We start from the raw sequence: 22,855 nt of genomic DNA on the forward strand, positions 1-22,855 counted from the left end.
ACCTCTGACTCAGATGTTCCGGAAGCGGTTGATGGCGTCGAGGTGCCTGGCGCGCATCTCCTCGTCGTGCACGCCCAGGCCCTCCTCGGGCGCCAGGCAGAGGACGCCGACCTTGCCTTGGTGCGCGTTGCGGTGGACGTCGTGGGCGGCCTGGCCGGTCTCCTCCAGCGGGTACACCTTCGACAGGGTGGGGTGGATCTTGCCCTTGGCGATGAGGCGGTTGGCCTCCCAGGCCTCGCGGTAGTTGGCGAAGTGGGAGCCGATGATGCGCTTCAGCGACATCCACAGGTAGCGGTTGTCGTACTCGTGCATGTAGCCCGAGGTCGAGGCGCAGGTGGTGATGGTGCCGCCCTTGCGGGTGACGTAGACGGAGGCGCCGAAGGTCTCGCGTCCCGGGTGCTCGAAGACGATGTCGATGTCCTCGCCGCCGGTGAACTCGCGGATGCGCTTGCCGAAGCGCTTCCACTCCTTCGGGTCCTGGGTGCGCTCGTCCTTCCAGAACCTGTAGCCCTCGGCGTTGCGGTCGATGATCGCCTCCGCGCCCATCGACCGGCAGATGTCGGCCTTCTGCGGCGAGGAGACCACGCAGATCGGGTTGGCGCCGCCGGCCAGCGCGAACTGGGTGGCGTAGCTGCCGAGACCGCCGCTGGCGCCCCAGATCAGGACGTTGTCGCCCTGCTTCATCGCCGCGCCGTTCTGCGAGACGAGCTGGCGGTAGGCGGTCGAGTTGACCAGGCCGGGGGCGGCGGCCTCCTCCCAGCTGAGGTGCCTGGGCTTCGGCATCAGCTGGTTGGACTTCACCAGCGCGATCTCGGCGAGGCCGCCGAAGTTGGTCTCGAAGCCCCAGATGCGCTGCTCGGGGTCGAGCATAGTGTCGTTGTGGCCGTCCGAGGACTCCAGCTCGACGGAGAGGCAGTGGGCGACCACCTCGTCGCCGGGGGTCCAGGCGTTGACTCCGGGGCCGGTGCGCAGCACGACACCCGCGAGGTCGGAGCCGATGATGTGGTACGGCAGGTCGTGGCGCTTGGTGAGCTCGGAGAGCCGGCCGTAGCGCTCGAGGAAGCCGAAGGTCGACAGAGGCTCGAAGATCGAGGTCCACACGGAGTTGTAGTTCACCGAGCTGGCCATCACGGCCACCAGGGCCTCACCCGGCCCGAGCTCGGGAAGCGGGACCTCGTCGAGGTGCAGGGACTTGCGCGGGTCCTTCTCGCGCGTGGTGAGTCCCGCGAACATCTCGGTCTCGTCCTTGTGCACGGTCACCGCACGGTACGACTCGGGGAGCGGCAGTGCGGCGAAGTCGGCGGACGTGGTGTCCGGCGACTGGATCGCGTCCAGGATTTCCTTCACGGTGTGCCTCCGGCGAATGGTCCCCGGCCCGGGGCCGGGAGTGCGTCTCGCGGGCGAGAGCGCTGAGGGGCAGGTAGGGGAAGTGCTGCTTCTGTGGAGGTGTGCCGTCGGTTCGGCGGGTGGTGCTGGCTGCGCTGGTGTGCGCGGGAGGTTGCCTGTGACGCAGGCGTCCGGGCGCGCGAGCGGGAGGCTTGCGGGGACAGCCGGCGTACGGTGCTTCTCTGCACGCCGGCCGCCCGGACAACATCAACGTATGGCACGCCGTGCCAGCCCGCAAGACACTGCGTGCCAACAATTTCACTCACATGCCATCTCGCCGTAACAGATGAGCGATGATCGATCGAATGGATGGCTGAGCTGCGGAAACAGCGGCTCGCCGATGGCGTTGATCGCTCGGGGCAGCCGGCTGCGTTCGCCCGGTGACGGGCGTGTGGGATGTGTCATGGACGTGAGGGCCGGGGCGGGCGGGTGAGAGCGGCCCCGGGGTACGACCGCCGGGCCTCGGTGCCCGTTCGGGGCCCGGGCCGGTTCGCCGCGGTCACGCGCGAACGCGCCGGGGCGGCGCGCGGGTCGCGGGCGGGTCGGGTGGCGGGTCGGGTCGCTGGGCGACGCCGCCGTCCCACGCGCCGCCGCGGGCGGGACGTACGGTGCGGCCCGGCCCTGCCGCGGCGGGCCATGGCCCGGACCACCTTCACGGGCTCCCGCCCGGCCTGGTCCGCGCCCGCTTCATCCGAGGGGCCCCGTGAGCCCCGTGGAGGTGTGCGGGGAGCGTACGTCCGCGATGTGCCGTCGGATGCCCGGGACCGGCCGAGCGTCTGCCCGCCCCCAGCCGAGCGTCTGCCTGCCCCGGCCGACCGCCTGCCCGCCTCGGCCCACCGCCTGTCGGCCCCGGCCCACCGCCTGCCCGCCTCGGCCCACCGCCTGTCGGCCCCGGCCCGATCGACGGTGTGTCAGCGGCGGCGCAGAGCCTCCTCGATCGTGCGCATCACCTCGGGCAGCGGGGCGTCCGTGCGGGCGACCGCCACCAGGACCCCGTCGCCCGTCCGCGGCTCACCGGTGGCGGGCGACTGCTCCGCCCCGGCGCGCCCCGCACCGATGTTGGAGCCGAACGTCTCACGGACGATGGCGAAGGCGTGGTCGAGCTGGGCCTCCACGTCGCCCTGGCCCCCCGCCCGCAGCCAGCGCCTCAGCACGTGGTTGTGGGCGGTGACCACCGCGGACGCCGCCACCTCCGCCAGCAGCGGATCGTCGTTGCCGTCGTGGTGGTCGCGCTCGTCGAAGTGGCCCAGCAGATAGCGGGTGAACAGGCGTTCGTAGCGGGCCACCGAGGCGATCTCCCGCTCCCGCAGCGTCGGCACCTCGCGGGTCAGGCGGTACCGCTCGACGGACACCGCGGGCGACGCCGCGTACATCTTCATGACTTCCTTGATGCCCCGGCACACGGTGTCCAGCGGGTGCTCATGGGCCGGAGCGGCGTTGAGCACCGCCTCGGCCCGCACCAGCGTGTCGTCGTGGTCGGGGAAGATCGCCTCTTCCTTGGAACGGAAGTGCCGGAAGAAGGTGCGCCGGGCGACCCCGGCCGCCGCGGCGATCTCGTCGACGGTCGTCGCCTCGTACCCCTTGGTCGCGAACAGTTCCATCGCCGCGGCGGCCAGTTCCCGGCGCATCTTGAGCCGCTGGGCGGCTGCGCGGCCGCCCGCGGCGCTCTCGGGGGCGTCGGACGTGGCGGGCGCGGAGGAGGTCCGGGCGGTGGGTCGGCGGGCGTCAGCGGGCTGGGGCATGCCCTGAACGTACTGCATCTGAGCAGGGGACTGCGCCTTAGGGGGCGGGCCGCCCACTCCGTCCAACAGCCCGCCCCACGCCGGGCGGCCGACGCCGGGGTCCGCGGGTCCGCGGGCCGGTGACTGCCGTCCGGCCGCGTTCCCGTCGCCGGACGCGGCGCCTCCCTCGGGGCCCTTCGGGCGGGGGAGGGGCTCCCGGAACGCTCCTCCGCCGCCCTGCCGGGATCCGCCCTCGCCCCGCTCCGTGCCCCGCGCTCCCGGCTTCCGGCCGCCCGCTCCGTGCGCGCGGCCGGAATCAGCGCCGGGCATATTCGCGGAAGCCGCGCCCCGTCTTGCGGCCGAGGCACCCGGCGGCCACGAGGTGCTCGAGCAGCGGTGCCGGGGCCAGACCCGGGTCGCGGAACTCCCGGTGCAGCACGTTCTCGATGGCCAGGGAGACATCGAGACCGACCACGTCGAGCAGTTCGAAGGGCCCCATCGGGTATCCGCCGCCGAGCTTCATCGCCGCGTCGATGTCGTCGAGGGTCGCGTAGTGCTCCTGCACCATCTTGATCGCGTTGTTGAGGTACGGGAACAGCAGCGCGTTCACGATGAAGCCCGCGCGGTCGCCGCAGTCCACCGGGTGCTTCCTGATCCTCTCCGTCACCGCGCGGACCGTGGCGTGGACGTCGTCCGAGGTCAGGACCGTACGGACCACCTCGACCAGCTTCATCGCCGGGGCCGGGTTGAAGAAGTGCATCCCGATGACGTCCTGGGGCCGCGAGGTGGCGCGGGCACAGGCGACGACGGGCAGCGAGGACGTCGTGGTGGCGAGGACCGCTCCCGGCTTGCACACCTTGTCGAGCGTCGCGAACAGCTGCTGCTTGACCTCCAGGTCCTCCGCGACGGCCTCCAGGGCCAGATCGACCTCGGCGAACGCGTCCAGCGAGCCGGCCGGCGTGATCCGCGCCAGCGTCTCCTCCCTGGCCTCGGCGGTCATCCGGCCCTTGTCGACGGAGCGCGAAAGCGACTTGGCGATACGGGACTTGGCGTTCTCGGCCTTCTCCTGGCCGCGGGCGGCGAGGACCACGTCGTACCCGGCCTTCGCGAACACCTCCGCGATGCCGCTCGCCATCGTGCCGGAACCGGCCACACCGACCGATCCCACCGGGCGGCCGCCCGCGGAGGAGGCGGCCTCCGGAGGCGTCAGCGCGTCGGCGACGACGGTGCCGCTGTCCGGTGCCTCGTAGGTGTAGAAGCCGCGGCCCGACTTGCGGCCGGTCAGCCCCGCCTCGCTGAGCTGCTTCAGGATCGGCGCGGGGGCATGCAGCCGGTCGTGGGACTCGGCGTACATGGCCTCGAGGACGGTCCGGGCCGTGTCGACGCCGATCAGGTCGAGCAGCGCCAGCGGGCCCATCGGCAGCCCGCAGCCCAGCCTCATCGCGGCGTCGATGTCCTCGCGGGAGGCGTACTTCGACTCGTACATGGCGGCTGCCTGGTTGAGGTAGCCGAAGAGCAGCCCGTCCGCGACGAAGCCGGGCCGGTCGCCGACGGCGACGGGTTCCTTGCCGAGGTCCCGGGCGAGCGCGGTGACGGCCTCCACCGCCTGCGGGGCGGTCAGCACCGAGGAGACCACCTCGACCAGGCGCATCGCGGGGGCCGGGTTGAAGAAGTGCATGCCGAGGACCCGCTCGGGGTGCGCCGAGTCGGCGGCGAGCCGGGTCACGGACAGCGCGTTGGTGCCGGTGGCGAGGATCGCCCCGGGGCGGACGACGGCGTCGAGCTCCCGGAAGACCTGCTGCTTCAGCTCGTACGACTCGGGCACGACCTCGATCACGAGGTCGGCCTCGGCCGCAGCCCGGAGCTCGGAGAAGGTACGGAAGCGGGCCAGGACGTTCCGCCGCTCCTCCTCGGTGAGGCGCTCGCGCTGCACGGCGCGGGCGGTGGACGCTTCGAGGGCGGTGACGGCGTGGCGTGCCGCGGTCTCGCTGACGTCGATGCCGATGACCTCGCGCCCGGCGCGGGCGAGCACCTCGGCGATACCGGTGCCCATGGTGCCGAGACCGACGACGGCGATGGTGGAGAGAGAGGTGTCCATCACGGGACTCCAGGAGTGAGTGACGACTGAGGGAGGGCGTGCGCCGCGGGGCGCCGGCGCGCGGCCCGCGGGAGCGGACCGGAGGGATGCGCGGCGACGGCGGCATGCGTGTCGCGATGAAGCTGGCGACGGACCCTGTCCCGGAGTCACGCCGTACTGAACTGCCGAACCGACCGGCTCTCCCCGGCCGTACGGCCTGGGAGCCACCCCTCGGCGGCTGCGTCACCAGGCCGCCGAGAGCAGAGCGGGTGTTGCCCGCTCACTTGAGATTAACTCGCGGGTAACGAGCGCGCCAGCCCTCTGTGGATGTGATGTGCGCCGCCTCCCGGCGGACCGCGCCGGGCGAAGACGAGGCGGCGGGCGGGCGCGGCACGCGCACGGTGGCGAGGTGGCGGGCGGGCGGCGGGCGCCTTCGGCGCGCGGCGGGCACACGCGACGGGCTCTGCCGGGGATGGGCCGCGGTCCCGGTGCGCTCCCGGCTCCGCGGTGCGACGGGGGGGCGGGCCCCGACCGGGCGGCGGGTCGGTCCCCGGCACCGCCTCGGCCGCGCCCGCCTCCGCGGGGGCGGCGTTCCGCGAAGAGCTCCACCGGCCCCGGGCGCGCCCCATAGGCTGCTCGCATGGAAGCGGATCTCGAGGATCTGACCCGCCGTACACGCCGGGAGCTGGCCGGGCCGGCGGACGAGGAACTGCACCGGCGGCTGACCGCCATCGCGGATCCCGACGCACTGGCCACCGTGCTGACCCAGTCACAGCTGCCCCTGTGGGCACGGGAGATAGCCGCCTTCCGGCTCGGCTGCGCAGGGGACCGCCGTTCCTTCGAGCCTCTCGTACTGCTGCTCAACCACCGCGACCCGGACCGCTGCCTTTCCGCCTCGTACGCTCTGAGCAGGCTCGGTGACCCCCGTACCGCCGCGGCCGCCGCCGCGCTCGCCACCAACGAACTGCGCGTCGCCTACGCCCTCACCCCTGTACGGCTCCTCACCACCCTGCGCGCACCCGAGTCCGCCCCGGCGCTCATCACGGTCCTCCGCAGGAGGCTCGCCCCCGGCGATCCGCACTGGCGCGTCGCCCTCGCGTGCGTGGAAGGGCTGGGCGCACTCGCCGACCGGCGTGGACGCCCGGTCCTGGAGGCGGCCCTGGCCCACCCACGCCTGACCGCCGCCGCCTCCGCGGCGCTCAGCCGCCTGCCGTGACGCGTTCCGGGCGCCTGACGCGTCCCGGGCATCGAGCGCACCCCGGGCACCACGACGCGCGCCTCCCGGTTGCCCTCGTGGTGCCGGGCCCGCGACGGCCCGGCATCGAGGTGGGCCGGGTGGTGCCCCGTCACATCAGCCGCGGTGACCGAGGATCCGGTACGGCGCGGCGCCGGCCCTGGCGGTCTCCGGCGCTCCGGTACGGACGCCCTCCTTCAGGGGCCTCGGTTCCTTCCCCGTCGCGCAGGAGGCGTCCACCTCGCCCGTGGGGGCGGCCGGAGGGAGTTTCCCGGTGGCCAGATAGTCCGTCACATGGCGGTCCATGCAGGCGTTGCCGCTCAGCGAGGTGGCGTGGTTGCCACCGCCCCGCTCGACGACGAGCCGGGAGCCGCGCAGCTTGCGGTGGACGGTGACGGCCCCCTCGTACGGGGTCGCCGCGTCGTCCGTGGCCTGGAGGATCAGCACCGGCGGCACCTTGTCGTTGGTGACGTCCGTCGGTCCGAGGGGCGCGACCGGCCAGAACAGGCACGGAGCGTTGTACCAGACGTTGTTCCAGGTGGAGAACGGGGCCTTGGCGTGGGCCGCCCGGTTGTCCAGGCGCCAGGTCTCCCAGCTGCGGGGCCAGGCGGCGTCCCGGCACTGTACGGCCGCGTACACGGAGTAGGCGTTGTCGCCCTCCCGGTCGACCGCGGCGAAGGCCCGGTACACCTCCAGGAGCGGCCTGCTGTCCCTGCCGCGCGCGAAGGCCGAGAACGCGTCGGCGAGGTGCGGCCAGAAGCCGTTGTAGTAGCCGCCCGGCAGGAACGTGTCCTCGAGTTCGGCCGGGCCGATCTCGCCTCCCACGGGCGTCTCGGCGAGGGCCGCGCGCATCGCGTACCAGGCGGCTTCCACCTGGGCCGGGTCACTGCCGAGCCGGTACGTCGTGTGGTGCTTCGCCACCCACGCGGCGAACGCCTTGTGGCGTGCGTCGAAGCCCGGGTTCTGGGCAAGGTTGGCGCGGTACCAGACCGCGTCGGGGTCGACCACGGAGTCGAGCACCGCGCGCCGCACGCGGCCGGGGAAGTACTTCGCGTACACGGCGCCGAGGTAGGTGCCGTAGGAGTACCCGAGGTAGTTGATCCTGGCGGCCCCCAGGGCTTGCCGGACGAGGTCGAGGTCCTTCGCCATGCTGACCGTGTTCACATGCGGCAGCAGTTCGGGGTGCCGGGTCGCGCAGCCCAGCGCGAAGGAGCGGGCCCTGGAGAGGTTCGCCAACTCGGTCCTCCGGTCGCGCGGCAGCGAGTCGGGGCGCACCGGTGCGAAGTGCCCGGGGCGGCAGTCGAGCGCCGGCCGCGACCTGCCCACACCGCGGGGGTCGAAGCCGATCACGTCGTACTGCGCCGCCAGGCCGGCGGGCAGGGATGCGGCAACGAAGCCCGCGGTCTTCAGCCCGGACGCGCCCGGGCCGCCGGGATTGACCAGCAGGGGGCCCTGGAAGGTCTTCGCCGTGTGCCGGATCCGCGACAGCGCGAGCGTGATCTTCGTGCCCTGAGGGGCGTCGTGGTCCAACGGCACTTGGAGCGAGGCGCATTCCAGCCTCGGGTGCTCCTCGGTCGCGCAGCCGGCCCATTCCAGCGCAGCGGAGCGCGTGGCCACGGGGCCCGCGTCCGCGGCCGACGGCACACCGGTCGCCAGTGCGGCCACCGTCGCCCCCACGGTGATCAGCACTCCTGCCCGTCTGTTCACATGTCCTCCCGGATGGCGGGGCGCGCCCGGGCGGCAGAGCCCCCGGGCAGGTTTCCCCAATGCCACCCGCTTTTGACGTTTTTGTTGGTCAAAACCCCCGTTTGGCCATCCGCGGCAGGCGGAGGGTCTGGCTGTCGAAACCGTGCCCGGTGTCGAGGTCCGGATAGCTGTGGGTCTTGCGGGCGAAGCAGTACACGCACCTGTAGACGCTGGCCCCGGTAACGCTCTGCCCGGCCGGGCAGAGCGCCGCTCGATCCGCGATCGGTACGGACCGAGCCGCTCCAGGGGATGGGCTGATTGCGCGGGCGGAGCAGCCCGCGCAAAGGGGTGCGGGTTCAACGCGCACCCTTAGGTCGGACGTCGCTCGCCCCTGTGTGACCGTTGATTCGCAGGGCCCGCAGGTTGCCGATGGTCAGCTTCCGCTTGGACGGCTGGGCACCGACGGGAAGATCGGAGCGTTCGGACCAGTTCACAGTCGCGTGGTCGTCACAGAGCAGGCTGTAGGCGCTGCTTGAGGAGTCGCCGTCTGCGGTCGGCCGCTTCGATATCTGGCGGCCTTCGCTGTTGGTGCCGACGAATGTGAAGCCATGGGGTTCGAGGATGTCGGCGAACTGGAGGCTGGCGGCGAGGACGTCGAAGGGGCCGTCACCCGCCGGCTGCTGAGCACCTCTTGCGATGACATGAACCCACGGACTAAGACCGAGTGTACGGAGACTCCCTCGATCCGCCCGCCCCGCAGGCCATGTGGGTCGCGGTAGGTGGCATCGGGTGAGGGGCGCAACCCGCTTCGGCGCGAGCGCGACCGCTCGTCGGAGCCGGATGTCCCCACCACCACGTGTTTGCCTTGCTTGATGCACCACTGGACTTGCTCGTGGGCAACGTCCGGTGGCGAGAACACGAGCACGACATCAGCGTTGTGGTCGACGATGCCTGCACATCGTCATCGACGTCCAGGAAGACGTGCGCGAGCATGGCGAGGGTGATGCGTCGATACCAGCTCACATACCGGCGAGCCCTCGACGGACGCGTCCGGGAAGTGCGCGGGAAAGGTCCACGCTCGGGCCGAGGCTCCCGTCAGCGGCGCAGGCGGCGTACTGCCTTCGCCGCGCCCCACAGCAGGAGGACGTTCACTGCGGCACCGCCCACAAGGTAGACCATCGGGCCGAAGGAGTTCGCGGTCTCCGGGGCCGAGGTCCCGAGGAGGGCGTTCAGGGGAAGGATCGCGAACACCGTGACCAGTAGCGAGCCCGGGAAGGACAGGAAGTAGAGCACTGCCAGGTAGCCGTCGCCGGAGGCGCCGGCGATGCCGCGGGCCACGCCGGCGGCGGCCATCAGGGCCAGGTAGCCGAGGGCCAGGTTCCGCGGGGTACGCGCGGTGTGCAAGGGGCGGGCGGTCGGGCTCATCGCAGTGGTCCGTCTTTCGGTGGAACGGCTTGGGGGTGGTACTGAGGGTACGGAGAGGCCAGCGGCCCCGTGAAGGGGCCGCGGGCCTGGTCCGGTGCCACCGACGCTGACGTTCGCCCGCGTACCCGAGGGCAAGACGGTCAAGAACAGGCTCCATCTGGACGTCTCCCCGGCCGACAGGGAGCAGGACGAAGAGGTCCGTCGCCTGCTCGACCTCGGTGCCCGGCGCGCCGACGTCGGCCAGGGCGAGGAGAGCTGGATCGTACTCGTCGACCCGGAGGGGAACGAGTTCTGCGTCCTCGCCGGGCGCCACCCCTGATCGGTGGACGCGTACCGTGCGGTCCGGCTGCCGGTGCCGGGCCGTGCTCTGCTCATACGACGAAAAGCGAGCCGCTTCGAAGATGAAGAACGGCGATCCGGTCGGGTTCGAACCGCACCGGCCGGCTGACGCGTGACACGGCGACCCCGGTTTTGGGCGACCGCGGCGGAGGTGGTTGGCTTGGCGGCACCGCAGGAACCGAGTGCTGAAGGAGAAGCGATGGCGCAGGTCGAGGCCACGACGGAGCGGATCGTCGCGGCGGACGCGGAGAAGGTGTTCGATGCGCTGGCCGACTACAAGGACACCCGCGCGAAGCTCCTGCCCGGGCACTTCAGCGAGTACCAGGTGCGCGAGGGCGGCGACGGCGAGGGCACCCTGGTCCACTGGAAGCTCCAGGCCACCAGCAAGCGCGTCCGTGACTGCCTCCTCGAGGTGACCGAACCGACGGACGGTCAGCTCGTCGAGAAGGACCGCAACTCCTCGATGGTCACCACCTGGACCGTGACGCCTGCCGGCGAGGGCCGCTCCCGGGTCGTGGTGACCAGCGTCTGGAACGGCGCGGGCGGCATCGGCGGGTTCTTCGAGCGCACCTTCGCCCCCAAGGGCCTCGCCCGTATCTACGACGAGGTCCTCGCGAAGCTGGCCGCCGAAGTGGAGAAGTGAGTTCCGCCGGCACCGTCCGGAGGGGTCGGCGCCGAGAGCGCTGACCCCTCCGGGTGCCGGTGCCGGTGCTCCTCCTCGTGCCGGTGGCTCCGCACGCTGCGCTTCCGGTGCCGGTGCCGGTGCTCCTCCGTACGCCCGTCCCCCCAACGCGTTGCGCCTCCGCAAGCCGGGCCCGCCCGAGGGGCGGCCGCCGCGCCCAGCGGCCGGGTGTTCCTCGACGCGCCGGATTCCGGAGGGGCGTTTCCGTGTCCGGAAGCGAACTCCCCCTCCGACCAGGCCCCCGCGGGGTCACCGAATCGAGTGGTTCTCCCCGCGGTTCCGCCAAACCCCCGGCGCACCAAGGACGATGAATAGCGCCTGATGGGCCGCTGTTGTGCGCCCCGGTCCCCCGTCCGCCGGCACTGCGCCCCCTCCTCGCGACCAGCGTCCCGCTTGATCCTTCCTGGCGTGTAATGCGCAGAACGGCGCCGCGCAGCCGCGACGAGGGGAGAGTACGTGGGCGGGATCACTCTGGCGGAGGACGGGAAGACCGCCGGGACGACCGGTCTTCCCGAGCACCCCGCACCCCCGGCCGCCGGAGCCGGGGAGTCCGCCCCGCTCAGCCCCCGGCGGGTCCGGCTGGTGTTCTTCGGTCTGCTGCTCGCCCTGCTCCTCGCCGCCCTGGAGCAGATGATCGTGGCGACCGCGCTGCCGGGGATCGTGGGCGAACTCCGCGGCGTGGACCGGATGTCCTGGGCCATCACCGCCTATCTGCTCACCGCCACCGTCGGACTGCCGGTGTACGGGAAACTCGGCGACCTCTACGGCCGCAAGGGCGTCTTCCAGTTCGCCATCGTCGTGTTCGTCATCGGCTCGGCACTGGCCGGCTGGTCGCGCACGATGGACGAGCTCATCGCCTTCCGGGCCGTCCAGGGAATCGGCGCCGGCGGACTGATCATCGGTGTGCAGGCGATCATCGCCGACATCGTCCCGGCCAGGGAGCGCGCCCGGTACATGGGTCTCATCGGCGCCGCCTTCGGCCTCGCCTCGGTCGCCGGGCCGCTCCTCGGTGGATTCTTCACCGACCACCTCTCCTGGCGCTGGTGCTTCTACTTCAACGTTCCCTTCGGCCTGGTCACGCTCGCCGTGGTCGCCGTGGTGCTGAAACTGCCCAAGCCGCCCACGCGGGCCCGGTTCGACATCCTGGGCGCCCTGCTGCTGGCCGCCGCCTCCACCTGCCTGGTCCTGCTGACCAGCTGGGGCGGGACCGAGTACGCCTGGGACTCGCGCGTCATCCTCGGCCTCGCCGCGGGTGCCGCCGGAACGGCCCTGCTGTTCCTGGTCGTCGAGCACCACGCGCCCGAACCCGTGCTTCCGCTGCGGCTGTTCCGCGACTCCGTCTTCAACGTCACCGGTCTCGTGGGGGCCGTGGTGGGTGTCGCCCTCTTCGGCGCCGCCGGCTACCTGCCCACGTTCCTGCAGATGGTCGACGGCGCCGGAGCCACCGAGTCCGGGCTGCTGATGCTGCCCATGATGGGCGGCATCGTGGTCGCCTCGCTCGTGTCCGGGCAGCTCATCAGCCGCACCGGTCGCTACAAGTTCCATCCGGTCGCCGGCACCGCCCTCGCGGCCGTCGGCATGTGGCTGCTGTCGGGTCTGGAGACCGGCACCTCCCGTTTCACGTACTCGGTCTGGCAGGCGGTCCTCGGCATCGGGCTGGGCATGGTGCTCCCGGTGCTGGTCCTGGCGGTGCAGAACTCGGTGCCGCCCGCCGACCTCGGCACGGCCACCAGCGCCGGCAACTACTTCCGCCAGATCGGTGGCAGCGTCGGCGCGGCCGTCTTCGGCACGCTCCTCGCCGACCGGCTGGCCGACACCCTGCCCGTCCGCGTCCCCGCGACCACCGAGGGCGTGCCGGAGGCCGAGGCCATCACCCCGCAGCTCGTGCACGCGATGCCGCCCGCCCTCAGGGACGGATACATCCAGGCGTACGCCGACGCGATGCCGCGGATCTTCCTCTACCTCGTGCCGGTGCTGCTCCTCGGCCTGATCCTCGCCTTCTTCCTCAAGGAGAAACCGCTGGTGACCCACAACGCCCCCACGGCCGCCGAGCCCACGTCCGTACCCCGCGCCCGCGCGGCGGCCGGCGCCCCGGCGCCCGCGCCGGCATCCTGCGCGGGCGTGCCGGTCTGCGGCACGGTCCAGCACCACGACGGCAGTACGGTGCCCCGCGCCGCGCTCACCCTCATCGACGTCCGCGGACAGCAGGTCGGACGCGGGGCGAGCGGGGAGGACGGGCGCTACGCCCTCAGCGTTCCCGGGGCCGGCTCGTACGTTCTCATCGCCGCGGCCGGCGGGCACCAGCCGCAGGCCGTGTCCGTCACCGTCGGAGAACGGCCGGTCGACCTGGACGTCGTCCTGGGCGGCGCCGGCCGGCTCGCCGGAAACGTGGTCACCGCCGACGGCAGCCCCGTGCGAGACGCCGCCGTGACGCTGACCGACGTGCGGGGCGAAGTCGTCGCGTCCACCCGCAGCGGCCGGGAGGGCGGCTACGCGATCGGCGACCTGGTGGCGGGGGAGTACACCCTCGCGGCGAGCGCCCCGGCCTTCCGCCCCGCGGCCCTGCCCGTCAGCGTGCAGGCGTCCCGGGAGACCCGCCAGGACATCGAACTCGCCGGCGGCGCGGTCCTGCGGGGGACGGTGCGTGCGGGTGGCGGGCGGCCCGTCGAGGACGCCCGGGTGACCCTGCTCGACGCCGCCGGGAACGTCGTCGACACCCTCACCACGGGCCCCGAGGGCACCTTCCGCTTCGTCGATCTGTCGTCCGGCGAGTACACGGTCATCGCGGCGGGCTATCCGCCCGTGGCGACGGTGCTGAGGGTGGCGGCCGGGGGGCGCACGGAGCGCGAACTCCAACTGGGGCACGAGGACCCGTACTCCTGAGCGGACGCGGGCGGGCGGCTCCCGTTCCGGAACCCGATCCGGACCCCCGGGCCGTGAACACCCCCGGGCCGTGAACACCCCCGGGACCGGTGGCGGCCCCGGCGCCGGGGCGGGCGCGGCACGGCGGGCACGGCAGGGCGCAATGAGGGTTCGATGACGGCGCGATGAGGCCTCGATGGGTCTGGCTGACGACCTGAAGGCGAACTGAAGGCTTCCTAATGGTGTTGTCAAGCAGCGTTAGTGACTGGTGGTGTCACCTCGTAGCACCGTCGGTCACGGATCAGTGCCCAGATGACGTTGACGCGTCGGCGGGCCAGGGCCAGCACGGACTGGATGTGTTTCTTGCCCTCGGCGCGTTTGCGGTCGTAGAACTTCCGCGAGTTCGGGTCGTAGCGGACGCTGACGAGCGCGGAGGTGTAGAAGACGCGCTGGAGTCTTCGGTGATAGGTCATGGGCCGGTGGAGGTTGCCGCTGACCTTGCCCGAGTCGTGAGGCGCGGGGGCAACGCCGGCGAAGGCCGCCAAGGAGTCAGGGGAGTCGAACTCGTCCAGGCCGCCGCCGATGGCGGCGAGGAACTCGGCGCCGAGGGTCGCGCCGATGCCGGGGACGCTCAGGAGGATGTCGGCGAGTTCGTGCTCGCGAAACCGGCCCTCGATGAGCTTGTCCAGTTCCGAGATCTGCTCGTTGAGGGTCATCACCTCCCCGGCCAGGGTGTGGACCAGCTTCGCGATGGTCTTCTCCCCGGGGACGGCGGTGTGCTGGCGTTCGGCGGCCTCCACGGCGGCTTCGGCCAGGGCTCTGGCGTTTCGGACCTTGCGGTTGGCCAGCCACGTCGTCAGCCGTGCGGTTCCGGTGCGGCGGATCGCGGCAGGGGTCTGGTAGCCCGTCAGCAGCTTCAACGGGCCCGTGTTGGTCAGGTCCAGGGCCCGTTCCAGGGCCGGGAACATGCTCAGCAGGGTGCCGCGCAGGCGGTTGACGGAGCGGGTCCGGTCCTCGACCAGGTCAGCTCTGCGTCCGGTCAGCAGCTTCAGCTCGATCGTGGCTTCGTCGCCTGGGCGGATGGGGCGCAGGTCGCGGCGCATTCTGGCCTGGTCGGCGATGACGTAGGCGTCGCGGGCGTCGGTCTTGCCCTCGCCGCGGTAGCCGTCGGACGCTCGGTTGACCAGCCTGCCGGACATGTAGAGGATTTCCTGGCCGTGGCTGACCAGCAGGGCCAGCAGCAGGGCCGGTTCCCCGCCGGTCATGTCGATGGCCCAGGTGACGTGGCGGCCGTCGGCGAGGTCCAGGACGTCTCCGATCAGCTTCAGCAGCTCGGGCTCGTCGTTGGCCACCCGGCGCGACAGCAGCGTCTTGCCGTCCGTGTCCAGGGCGAGGCCGTGATGGTGGCCCTTGCCGCTGTCGATCCCCACCCATATCCGGCTCATCGTGCTCCTGACGTACGTATTCGTTCTGTTCGTGCCACGGACGACCTCGCCGGCATTGCTCTACACAGCGACTTGTTCGCACTTCCTAATCGGCGGCCGAGTCGTCGTGGGGAGCCGGGCGGCCAAGCCTTCAAAGCCACGATCGGCAGCTGCCTGATAGCCACACCCGGCTCCCCTGGGCGTCCTCACCCTACGAATGGGAGGAGCAACCCGCTGCCGAAAGGTAGAGCAGCCTGAAGGCGGCCTGGTGACGGCTGGACGGGGACGGGAGGCAGTGCGGAACGGGAGGCCGGGCAGGGCGGGACGCCGGGGCGGAATGCGCCGTTCTGTCTCGCCGTACGCGGGCAACCGGCCGATTCGCGCGATGACCGGCGGGCCGCCCTCGCAGGGGCCTACTGTGGAGTCACTTGCCGCGAATCCCGCGTCAGAGGAAGGAGCCCGTCAGCAATGGACGTTGGCGTTCCGCCGGTCCTGCGGCGGCGGTCGGCGGCGGTGGGCCCGACGGGCCTGGCCGTGGTCGTCGCCGACGGCGACGGCTGCGTCTCGCACTGGTCCGCGGGTGCGCGGGCGCTGTTCGGCCACGAGGAGGAGGCGGCCGTCGGTCAGCCCGCCGAGGAACTGCTGCCCGTCGCCGGCGCTCGGGTGGCCGGGGCCTCGGGGTTCGGGTCGCGGCTCGGCGACGGTTCCGGCACCGCACCGGCGTCCCTCTGCGAGGCCCCCGTGTTCCGTCCGGCGGCGGGGCGCGCCCGGCTGGGGGCGGGCGGAGGGCGGCCGCACGAGGACCGGATCGACGTCCTGTGGTGGGCGTATCCGCTCGCGGGGCCGGGACCGGAACGGCTGCTCGTCCTGGCAGCGGACGCCGGACGGTTCGGCTCCGGCGACCCGTCAGGCGCGGGCGGCCGTGGCGGCGGGGAGCGCATCGCCCCCGGATTCGCCCTGCACGCGCGGCTTCCCGGCTCCGGCGAACTGGTCCGCAGGCTCACCGGGATCCTTCCGGGCCTCGGGGTGTGCGACCCGGTCGGAATCGTCGACCGGGTACGGGAACTGGGCTGCCCCGTCGTCGAGTTCGGGCACCACGAGCGAGTGCCGGTCGCCTCCGGCCGGGGCGTGCCGAGGTGCCGGTCGTTCGCCCCCGGCGGCGTCGGGTGAGCGCGCAGGAAGGGGCTTGACGGGATGGCCCGAAACGGCCGGCCTGAGGGTGAAGGGGCTGGTCGGGGGCCGAATCGGGTGAAGGCTCCGGTCTGCACCACCCCGAGTTATCCACAGGGCTGGTAGGCGCGGCGGGCGGCGCGTACGGTTCCTGGCATGAAGATCCTGATCAGTGCCGACATGGAAGGCGCCACCGGTGTCACCTGGCCGGCCGACGTGCTGCCCGGCACTCCCCAGTGGGAGCGCTGCAGGTCCCTCTTCACCTCGGACGTGAACGCGGCGGTGCAGGGGTTCTTCGACGGCGGTGCCGACGAGGTGCTCGTCAACGAGGCGCACTGGACCATGCGCAACCTTCTGCTGGAGCGTCTGGACGACCGCGCCGAGATGCTGACGGGGCGACACAAGTCGCTGTCCATGGTGGAGGGCGTGCAGCGCGGGGACGTGGACGGCATCGCCTTCGTCGGATACCACACGGGGGCGGGCACCGAAGGGGTGCTCGCGCACACCTACCTGGCGAACTCGATCACAGGCGTCTGGCTGAACGGCACCCGGGCGAGCGAGGGACTGCTCAACGCCCATGTCGTCGCCGAGTACGGGGTTCCGGTGGTCCTCGTCACCGGCGACGACCTGACCTGCGAGGACGCCCTGGGGTACGCCCCGTCGGCCCGCAGGGTCGCGGTCAAGGACCATGTCTCGCGGTACGCGGCGGTGTGCCGCACGCCCGCGCGCACGGCAGCCGACATCCGCGCAGCCGCCAAGGAGGCCACGGCCCTCGCGGTCCGCCACGAGCCGGTCAACGGCGGACCGTTCACGGTGGAGCTGGAGTTCGACGCGGAGCACCTGGCGGCGGCGGCCACCGTCGTACCGGGCACGGCCCGCGGCGGCGAGCGCCGCACCGTCTACACCAGCGAGACGATGTATGAGGCCATTCGCACCTTCAAGGCCGTCACGACGATCGTCTCCGCCGCGGTGGAGGAGGAGTATGGCTGACGTGACCCGCCGCCCCACCGACACCGCCACGCCTGCCGCACCACCCGGCATCCCGCACACGGACAGGTCCCACGACATGACAACGGCCGCCGCACCCGTCGACGACACCGCCCTCGACGAGGTGGTGACCTTCACCTCCGAGCTCATCCGCATCGACACCACCAACCGCGGCGGCGGCGACTGCCGCGAGCGCCCCGCCGCCGAGTACGCGGCCGAGCGTCTCGCCGCCGCCGGCCTCGACCCCGTACTGCTGGAGCGCACCCCTGGCCGCACCAACGTCGTCGCCAGGATCGAGGGCACCGACCCCTCGGCTGACGCCCTGCTCGTCCACGGCCATCTCGACGTGGTCCCGGCCGAGCCCGGGGACTGGACCGTCCACCCGTTCTCCGGCGAGGTCCGCGACGGCGTCGTCTGGGGGCGCGGCGCCGTCGACATGAAGAACATGGACGCGATGATCCTGGCCGTCGTCCGGGCGTGGCACCGCACGGGCGTCCGGCCGCGCCGGGACATCGTCATCGCCTACACGGCGGACGAGGAGGCCAGCGCGGAAGACGGCGCGGGCTTCCTCGCCGACCGGCACCCCGGCCTCTTCGAGGGCTGCACCGAGGGCATCAGCGAATCCGGGGCCTTCACCTTCCACGCCGGCCCCGGCATGGCGCTGTACCCGGTCGGCGCCGGTGAACGCGGCACGGCCTGGCTGAGGCTCACCGCCCACGGCCGGGCGGGCCACGGCTCCAAGGTCAACACGTCCAACGCCGTCACCAGGCTGGCCGCGGCGGTCAGCCGGATCGGTGAGTACGAGTGGCCGGTCCGGCTCACCCCGACGGTACGCGCCGCCCTGTCGGAACTGGCGGCCCTCCAGGGCATCGCCGCGGACCTCGACGCGCCGGACTTCGACGTGGACGCCCTGCTGGCCAAGCTCGGCCCCGCCGCCAAGCTCGTCGAACCGGTCGTGCGCAACAGCAGCAACCCGACGATGCTGGACGCCGGATACAAGGTCAACGTGATCCCCGGCCAGGCCGGAGCCTTCGTCGACGGGCGGACGGTGCCCGGCGGCGAGGAGGAGTTCCGGGAGACCCTCGACCGGCTCACCGGACCCGACGTCGACTGGGAGTTCCACCACCGGGAGGTCGCCCTGGAGGCACCCGTCGACTCCCCGACCTTCGCCAAGCTGCGCGCGGCGATCGAGCGATTCGACCCCGACGGGCACGTCGTCCCGTTCTGCATGTCGGGCGGCACCGACGCCAAGCAGTTCTCGCGCCTCGGCATCACCGGGTACGGCTTCTCACCGCTGAAGCTGCCGGAGGGCTACGACTACGCGGCGATGTTCCACGGCGTCGACGAGCGCGTCCCCGTCGAAGCCCTGCACTTCGGCGTCCGCGTCCTCGACCACTACCTGAAGTCCGCATAGGGGGAGTTGGCATGGTACCCATGGGGGCCTACGGCACCTGGCCGTCGCCGATCGACGCCGCGCTGGCGGCCTCGAACGACGGGCGACCCGATTTCGTCGGCGTCGTCGGTGACGAGGTGTGGTGGACCGCGCCGCGTCCCACCGAGGGCGGGCGCCGAGAGCTGGTGCGCCGCAGAGCCGGCGGAGCCGAGGAGCCCGTCCTGCCCGCTCCGTGGAACGTGCGCAGCCGGGTCATCGAGTACGGCGGCCGGCCGTGGGCTGCCGCGACCCGCCCCGAGGGCGGCCCGCTCGCCGTCTTCGTCCACCTGCCCGACCAGCGGCTGTACGCCTTCGAACCGGACGGCGCCGCCGAACCGCGGCCGCTCACACCGGTGTCCGGGGTCGGCGGCGGACTGCGCTGGGCCGATCCGGTGCTCCATGTCGAGCGGGGGGAGGTCTGGTGCGTGCTGGAGGAGTTCACCGGCGAGGCTCCCACCGATGTACGGCGTGTCGTGGCGGCCGTCCCGCTGGACGGTTCGGCGGCCGACGACCGCGCCGCCGTCCGGGAACTCACCGACGGCCGGCACCGGTTCGTCACCGGCCCCCGGCTGTCGCCCGACGGGCGCCATGCCGCCTGGATCGCCTGGGACCATCCACGGATGCCCTGGGACGGCACCGAAGTCATGGTGGGCGAGGTCTCCGGCACCGGACCGTTCACCGCGGTGCGTTCCGTCGCCGGAGGCCCCGACGAGTCGGTCGCCCAGGCCGACTGGGCCCCGGACGGTTCGCTGCTCTTCGTCTCCGACCCGGGCAACTGGTGGGAGCTGCGCCGAATCCGGCCGGACGCCCTCGACCGGGGCGAGCCCGCCGCGGCCGGACTGTGCGACGGTCGGCACGAGGAGTTCGGCGGCCCGCTCTGGAAGATCGGCCTGCAGTGGTTCCAGCCGCTCGACAGCGGACTGATCGCGGTCATCCACGGCAGGGGCTCCACCGCCCTCGGCATACTCGACCCGGAGACGGGCGAACTGGTCGACGCGGCGGGCCCCTGGACGGAATGGGCCCCGACGCTCGCGGCGCACGGCACCAGGGTCGTCGGCGTCGCGGCCAGCCCCCGCACCGGCTACGAGGTCGTGGAACTCGACACCCGCACCGGCCGGACCCGCGTCATCGGCGCCGCACACGTCGACGCCGTGGACCCCGCCTACTATCCCGAGCCCCAGATCCGGACCTTCACCGGGCCGGACAACCGGGAGATCCACGCGCACATCTACCCGCCGCACAACCCGGACCGGGTCGCCCCCGACGACGAGCTGCCGCCTTTCGTGGTCTGGGCGCACGGCGGTCCCACCGGCCACGCCCCCCTCGTCCTGGACCTGGAGATCGCCTACTTCACCTCACGCGGCATCGGCGTAGCCGAGGTCAACTACGGCGGCTCCACCGGCTACGGCCGCGAGTACCGCAACCGGTTGCGCGAGCAGTGGGGCGTCGTCGACGTCGAGGACTGCGCGGCGGTCGCCGAGGCCCTCGCCTCCGAGGGCACCGCCGACCCGGACCGGCTGGCCATCCGCGGCGGCAGCGCCGGCGGCTGGACCGCCGCGGCGTCGCTCACCAGCACGGACGTGTACGCCTGCGGCACGATCATCTATCCCATCCTGGATCTGATGGGCTGGGCCACCGACGGGACGCACGACTTCGAATCCCGGTACCTGGAGTCGCTGGTCGGTCCGCTCGCCGAAGTACCCGGCCGCTACCGGGAGCGGTCGCCGATCGAGCACGTCGACCGGATCTCCGTGCCGTTCCTGCTGCTCCAGGGACTGGACGACCCGATCTGCCCGCCGGTCCAGAGCGAGCGGTTCGTCGCCCAGACGGCGGGGCGCGGCATAGCGCACGCCTACATCGCCTTCGAAGGAGAGAGCCATGGCTTCCGCCGCGCGGACACCATGATCCGCGCACTGGAGGCCGAACTCTCGCTGTACTCCCAGACCTTCGGCATCCCGCGCACCGACATCCCCCGGCTGGAGCTGAAGAAGTGAACGGCATGGACCAGCACTCCGGCACGGCCGCCGCGGCCGCCCTGACCCGGCCGCCGCGCCTCACCCCAGGCGCCAGGGTGGCCGTCGTCGCGACAAGCGGGCCCGTCCCGCCCGGGACACTCGAATCGGGGCTGGAGGTTCTGCGCGGATGGGACCTGGACCCCGTCGTCATGCCCCATGTACTCGACGAGCACCCGGCCTTCGGGCATCTCGCGGGCACGGACGAGGCCCGCGCGGGAGACCTGGAACGGGCCTGGTGCGATCCCGCGGTCTCCGCGGTGATCTGCGCCCGCGGCGGCTACGGCGCACAGCGCATGGTGGACCTCGTCGACTGGGCCGCGATACGCGCGGCCGGGCCGAAGGTGTTCGTCGGCTACAGCGACGTGACCGCGCTCCACGAGGCCTTCGCGGTCCGGACCGGACTGTCCACCCTGCACGGCCCCATGCCGGCCACGGCGGCGTTCCTCAAGGACACCGCAGCCCAGGAGTCCCTCCGCGCCACGCTGTTCGAGCCCGAGTCGGTGATGACCCTCGGACCGGGCGCGGGCGGCGGCGCGCTGCTCCCGGGGCGTGCGAGCGGCATCACCCTCGGCGGCTGCGTCAGCCTGCTCGCGGCCGGCCTCGGCACCCCGCAGGCACGACCCTCGGCACGCGGCGGACTGCTGCTGATCGAGGACGTGGGGGAGGAGGCGTACCGCCTGGACCGGATCCTCACCCAGCTGCTGCGCTCCGGGTGGCTGGACGGGGTGGCGGGCGTCGGCCTCGGCTCCTGGGAGGACTGCGGACCCTACGAGGAGGTCCGGGCGCTGCTCCTGGACCGGCTCTCCGGACTCGGGGTGCCGGTCGCCGAGAAGCTGGGCTTCGGCCACGGCCCCGGCAGCCCCACCGTGCCGCTCGGGCTGCCGGCGGTGCTGGACGCCGACGCGGGGACCCTGACGCTGAACGTCCCGGCCCTGAGCTGACGCCGGCCGACGCCGGTTCCCGGGCGCGACCCGTACGCAGCCCCGCGCCGCCGCCGCGCCGGACGCCCGGACGTCTGCCGACCCACGGCGCACCGGCGGCCCACGGCGCACCGGCGGCCCACGGCGCACCGGCGGCGCGCCGCGGTCAGCCGAGGGCCGTACCCGCCCGCGGCGTCACCGCGAGCATCGTGACGTCACCGTCAGCCGAGTGCCGCGTACCCCGGCCGGATGACCTCGTCGATGATGCGGCGGCGCTCCGGGAGCGGCAGGAACGCGGACTCGACGGCCGCGACCGTGAACCGCTGGAAGACCTCCGGCCCGTAGCCGAAGGCATCGGCCATGTGCTGGAACTCGCGGCTCATGGTCGTGCCCGAGACCAGGCGGTTGTCGGTGTTGAGCGTCACCCGGAAGCCCAGACGGTGCAGCAGGTCGATCGGGTGGGACGCGTAGTCCTTCGCCGCCCCGGTCTGCAGGTTGGACGTCGGACAGATCTCCAGCGCGATGCGGTTGTCCCGGACGTAGGCGGCGAGGTGGCCGAGGGTGGCCGTGCCGTCGTCGTGGACCTGGATGTCGTCGGTGATCCGCACACCGTGGCCGATGCGCTCGGCACCGCAGACCTGGACCGCCTCGTGGACGGACTCCGCGCCGACGGCCTCGCCGGCGTGGATGGTGAAGTGGCAGTTGTGCCGCTTCAGGTGCTGGAAGGCGGGCAGGTGGTTGGCCGGCGGATTGCCGATCTCGCCGCCCGCGATGTCGAAGCCCGCGACACCGCGGTCCCGGTGCGCGACGGTCAGCTCGGCTATCTCCAGCGAACGCCGGGTGTGCCGCATGCCGGTGAGCAGGGCCCGGACGGTGATCCGGCCCCCCGCCCGGCGCTCGCCCTCGCGCAGCCCCTCGTTGACGGCGTCCACGACCTCGTCGAGGCCCAGCCCGCGCTCCTGGTGCTGCTCGGGCGCGTAGCGCACCTCGGCGTACACGACGCCGTCCGCCGCCAGGTCCTCGGCGCACTCGGCCGCGACCCGGAAGAGGGCGTCGCGGGTCTGCATCACCGCGCAGGTGTGGGCGAAGGTCTCCAGGTAGCGTTCCAGCGACCCGGAGTCCGCCGCGTCACGGAACCATACGGCGAGGGCGTCGGGGTCCTCGGTGGGCAGCTCGCCGTAGCCGCAGTCACGGGCCAGCTCGATGATCGTGGCGGGGCGCAGGCCGCCGTCCAGGTGGTCGTGGAGGACGGCCTTCGGTGCGCGGCGGATCCAGTCGGCGACGGGGGCGGCTGCCGGCTCTGCGGCGGAGTTGTCAGACAAGTGCATGCAGCGGGAGTGTACGCCACACGGCGGCCGGGCGCCCCCGCGGCCGTCTTGTGCCCGGCCGGGCCGGGTGTCACGGGTGGCCGCCATCCGTTCCCGCCCCTGCCCGCCATTCGCTCCCGCCCCGGCAGCGACGGGTGCGCCGAGGCCGATTCGACCCTCCCGGACAG

General features: G+C 72.6%; 16 protein-coding genes and 1 pseudogene. 9 read left to right on the top strand and 8 right to left on the bottom strand.

Translation table 11 applies throughout. The annotated features are described in order from the left end of the window. Positions 1-9: 9 nt before the first annotated feature. The 3 genes from ccrA to DDW44_RS26360 form a co-directional block, all read right to left on the bottom strand. Positions 10-1,347 carry a crotonyl-CoA carboxylase/reductase gene (gene ccrA / locus DDW44_RS26350; protein WP_018888846.1) on the bottom strand — a complete coding sequence of 446 codons (1,338 nt, stop codon included), beginning with the start codon at positions 1,345-1,347 and terminating at the stop codon, positions 10-12. 950 nt (positions 1,348-2,297) lie between these two features. Beyond that, positions 2,298-3,128 (bottom strand): TetR family transcriptional regulator, encoded by an 831-nt coding sequence (locus DDW44_RS26355; RefSeq protein ID WP_240800488.1) that lies wholly within the window; start codon positions 3,126-3,128, stop codon positions 2,298-2,300. Between the two features lie 295 nt (positions 3,129-3,423). Then, positions 3,424-5,205: a 3-hydroxyacyl-CoA dehydrogenase family protein gene (locus DDW44_RS26360; RefSeq protein WP_018888848.1), complete on the bottom strand. Its 1,782-nt coding sequence runs from the start codon at positions 5,203-5,205 to the stop codon at positions 3,424-3,426. A gap of 619 nt (positions 5,206-5,824) precedes the next feature. Here DDW44_RS26360 and DDW44_RS26365 point away from each other — a divergent pair. Further along, positions 5,825-6,400, top strand: a complete 576-nt coding sequence (locus DDW44_RS26365; RefSeq protein ID WP_017944385.1) for a HEAT repeat domain-containing protein — start codon at positions 5,825-5,827, stop codon at positions 6,398-6,400. A gap of 135 nt (positions 6,401-6,535) precedes the next feature. On the opposite strand, the gene DDW44_RS26370 is transcribed toward DDW44_RS26365, so the two are convergent. From DDW44_RS26370 to DDW44_RS26385, 3 genes are all read right to left on the bottom strand, one after another. Continuing rightward, positions 6,536-8,125, bottom strand: coding sequence for an alpha/beta hydrolase (locus DDW44_RS26370; RefSeq protein ID WP_108907993.1), 1,590 nt, complete (start codon positions 8,123-8,125; stop codon positions 6,536-6,538). Between the two features lie 469 nt (positions 8,126-8,594). Beyond that, positions 8,595-9,053, bottom strand: coding sequence for a hypothetical protein (locus DDW44_RS33605; protein ID WP_425275703.1), 459 nt, complete (start codon positions 9,051-9,053; stop codon positions 8,595-8,597). A 146-nt stretch (positions 9,054-9,199) separates the two neighbouring features. Next, on the bottom strand, positions 9,200-9,529 hold the full coding sequence (locus DDW44_RS26385) for an SCO4225 family membrane protein (RefSeq protein WP_108907995.1): 330 nt from the start codon (positions 9,527-9,529) through the stop codon (positions 9,200-9,202). Positions 9,530-9,614: 85 nt separating this feature from the next. Between DDW44_RS26385 and DDW44_RS26390 the strand changes: the two are divergent. From DDW44_RS26390 to DDW44_RS26400, 3 genes and pseudogenes are all read left to right on the top strand, one after another. Beyond that, positions 9,615-9,848 (top strand): annotated as a pseudogene (locus DDW44_RS26390) (VOC family protein); the annotation flags it as partial. 219 nt (positions 9,849-10,067) lie between these two features. After that, positions 10,068-10,511 carry an SRPBCC family protein gene (locus DDW44_RS26395; protein WP_017944381.1) on the top strand — a complete coding sequence of 148 codons (444 nt, stop codon included), beginning with the start codon at positions 10,068-10,070 and terminating at the stop codon, positions 10,509-10,511. Positions 10,512-11,006: 495 nt separating this feature from the next. Further along, a complete protein-coding gene (locus DDW44_RS26400) occupies positions 11,007-13,433 on the top strand; it encodes an MFS transporter (RefSeq protein WP_108907996.1) in 2,427 nt (808 codons plus the stop codon). Positions 13,434-13,660: 227 nt separating this feature from the next. Here DDW44_RS26400 and DDW44_RS26405 read toward each other — a convergent pair whose 3' ends face one another. Further along, positions 13,661-14,857: an IS110 family RNA-guided transposase gene (locus tag DDW44_RS26405; RefSeq protein WP_108907037.1), complete on the bottom strand. Its 1,197-nt coding sequence runs from the start codon at positions 14,855-14,857 to the stop codon at positions 13,661-13,663. Between the two features lie 447 nt (positions 14,858-15,304). Between DDW44_RS26405 and DDW44_RS26410 the strand changes: the two genes are divergently transcribed. The 5 genes from DDW44_RS26410 to DDW44_RS26430 all read left to right on the top strand — a co-directional run bounded on the left by DDW44_RS26410 (position 15,305) and on the right by DDW44_RS26430 (position 21,381). Beyond that, complete coding sequence (locus tag DDW44_RS26410) at positions 15,305-16,006, top strand: PAS domain-containing protein (protein WP_108907997.1); 702 nt, start codon at positions 15,305-15,307, stop codon at positions 16,004-16,006. 156 nt (positions 16,007-16,162) lie between these two features. After that, positions 16,163-16,996 carry a M55 family metallopeptidase gene (locus DDW44_RS26415; RefSeq protein ID WP_018888853.1) on the top strand — a complete coding sequence of 278 codons (834 nt, stop codon included), beginning with the start codon at positions 16,163-16,165 and terminating at the stop codon, positions 16,994-16,996. A 76-nt stretch (positions 16,997-17,072) separates the two neighbouring features. Next, complete coding sequence (locus DDW44_RS26420; protein WP_108908954.1) at positions 17,073-18,407, top strand: M20/M25/M40 family metallo-hydrolase; 1,335 nt, start codon at positions 17,073-17,075, stop codon at positions 18,405-18,407. An 11-nt stretch (positions 18,408-18,418) separates the two neighbouring features. Further along, a complete protein-coding gene (locus DDW44_RS26425) occupies positions 18,419-20,419 on the top strand; it encodes a prolyl oligopeptidase family serine peptidase (protein WP_108907998.1) in 2,001 nt (666 codons plus the stop codon). Positions 20,420-20,424: 5 nt separating this feature from the next. After that, positions 20,425-21,381 carry a S66 peptidase family protein gene (locus DDW44_RS26430; protein WP_208648012.1) on the top strand — a complete coding sequence of 319 codons (957 nt, stop codon included), beginning with the start codon at positions 20,425-20,427 and terminating at the stop codon, positions 21,379-21,381. Between the two features lie 200 nt (positions 21,382-21,581). Here the strand turns inward: DDW44_RS26430 and DDW44_RS26435 are convergent, their stop codons facing one another. Further along, on the bottom strand, positions 21,582-22,688 hold the full coding sequence (locus DDW44_RS26435) for an adenosine deaminase (RefSeq protein WP_108908000.1): 1,107 nt from the start codon (positions 22,686-22,688) through the stop codon (positions 21,582-21,584). Between the last annotated feature and the right edge of the window lie 167 nt (positions 22,689-22,855).

Origin of the sequence: Streptomyces tirandamycinicus, assembly GCF_003097515.1 — a bacterium.
Taxonomy (GTDB): Bacteria; Actinomycetota; Actinomycetes; order Streptomycetales; family Streptomycetaceae; genus Streptomyces; species Streptomyces tirandamycinicus.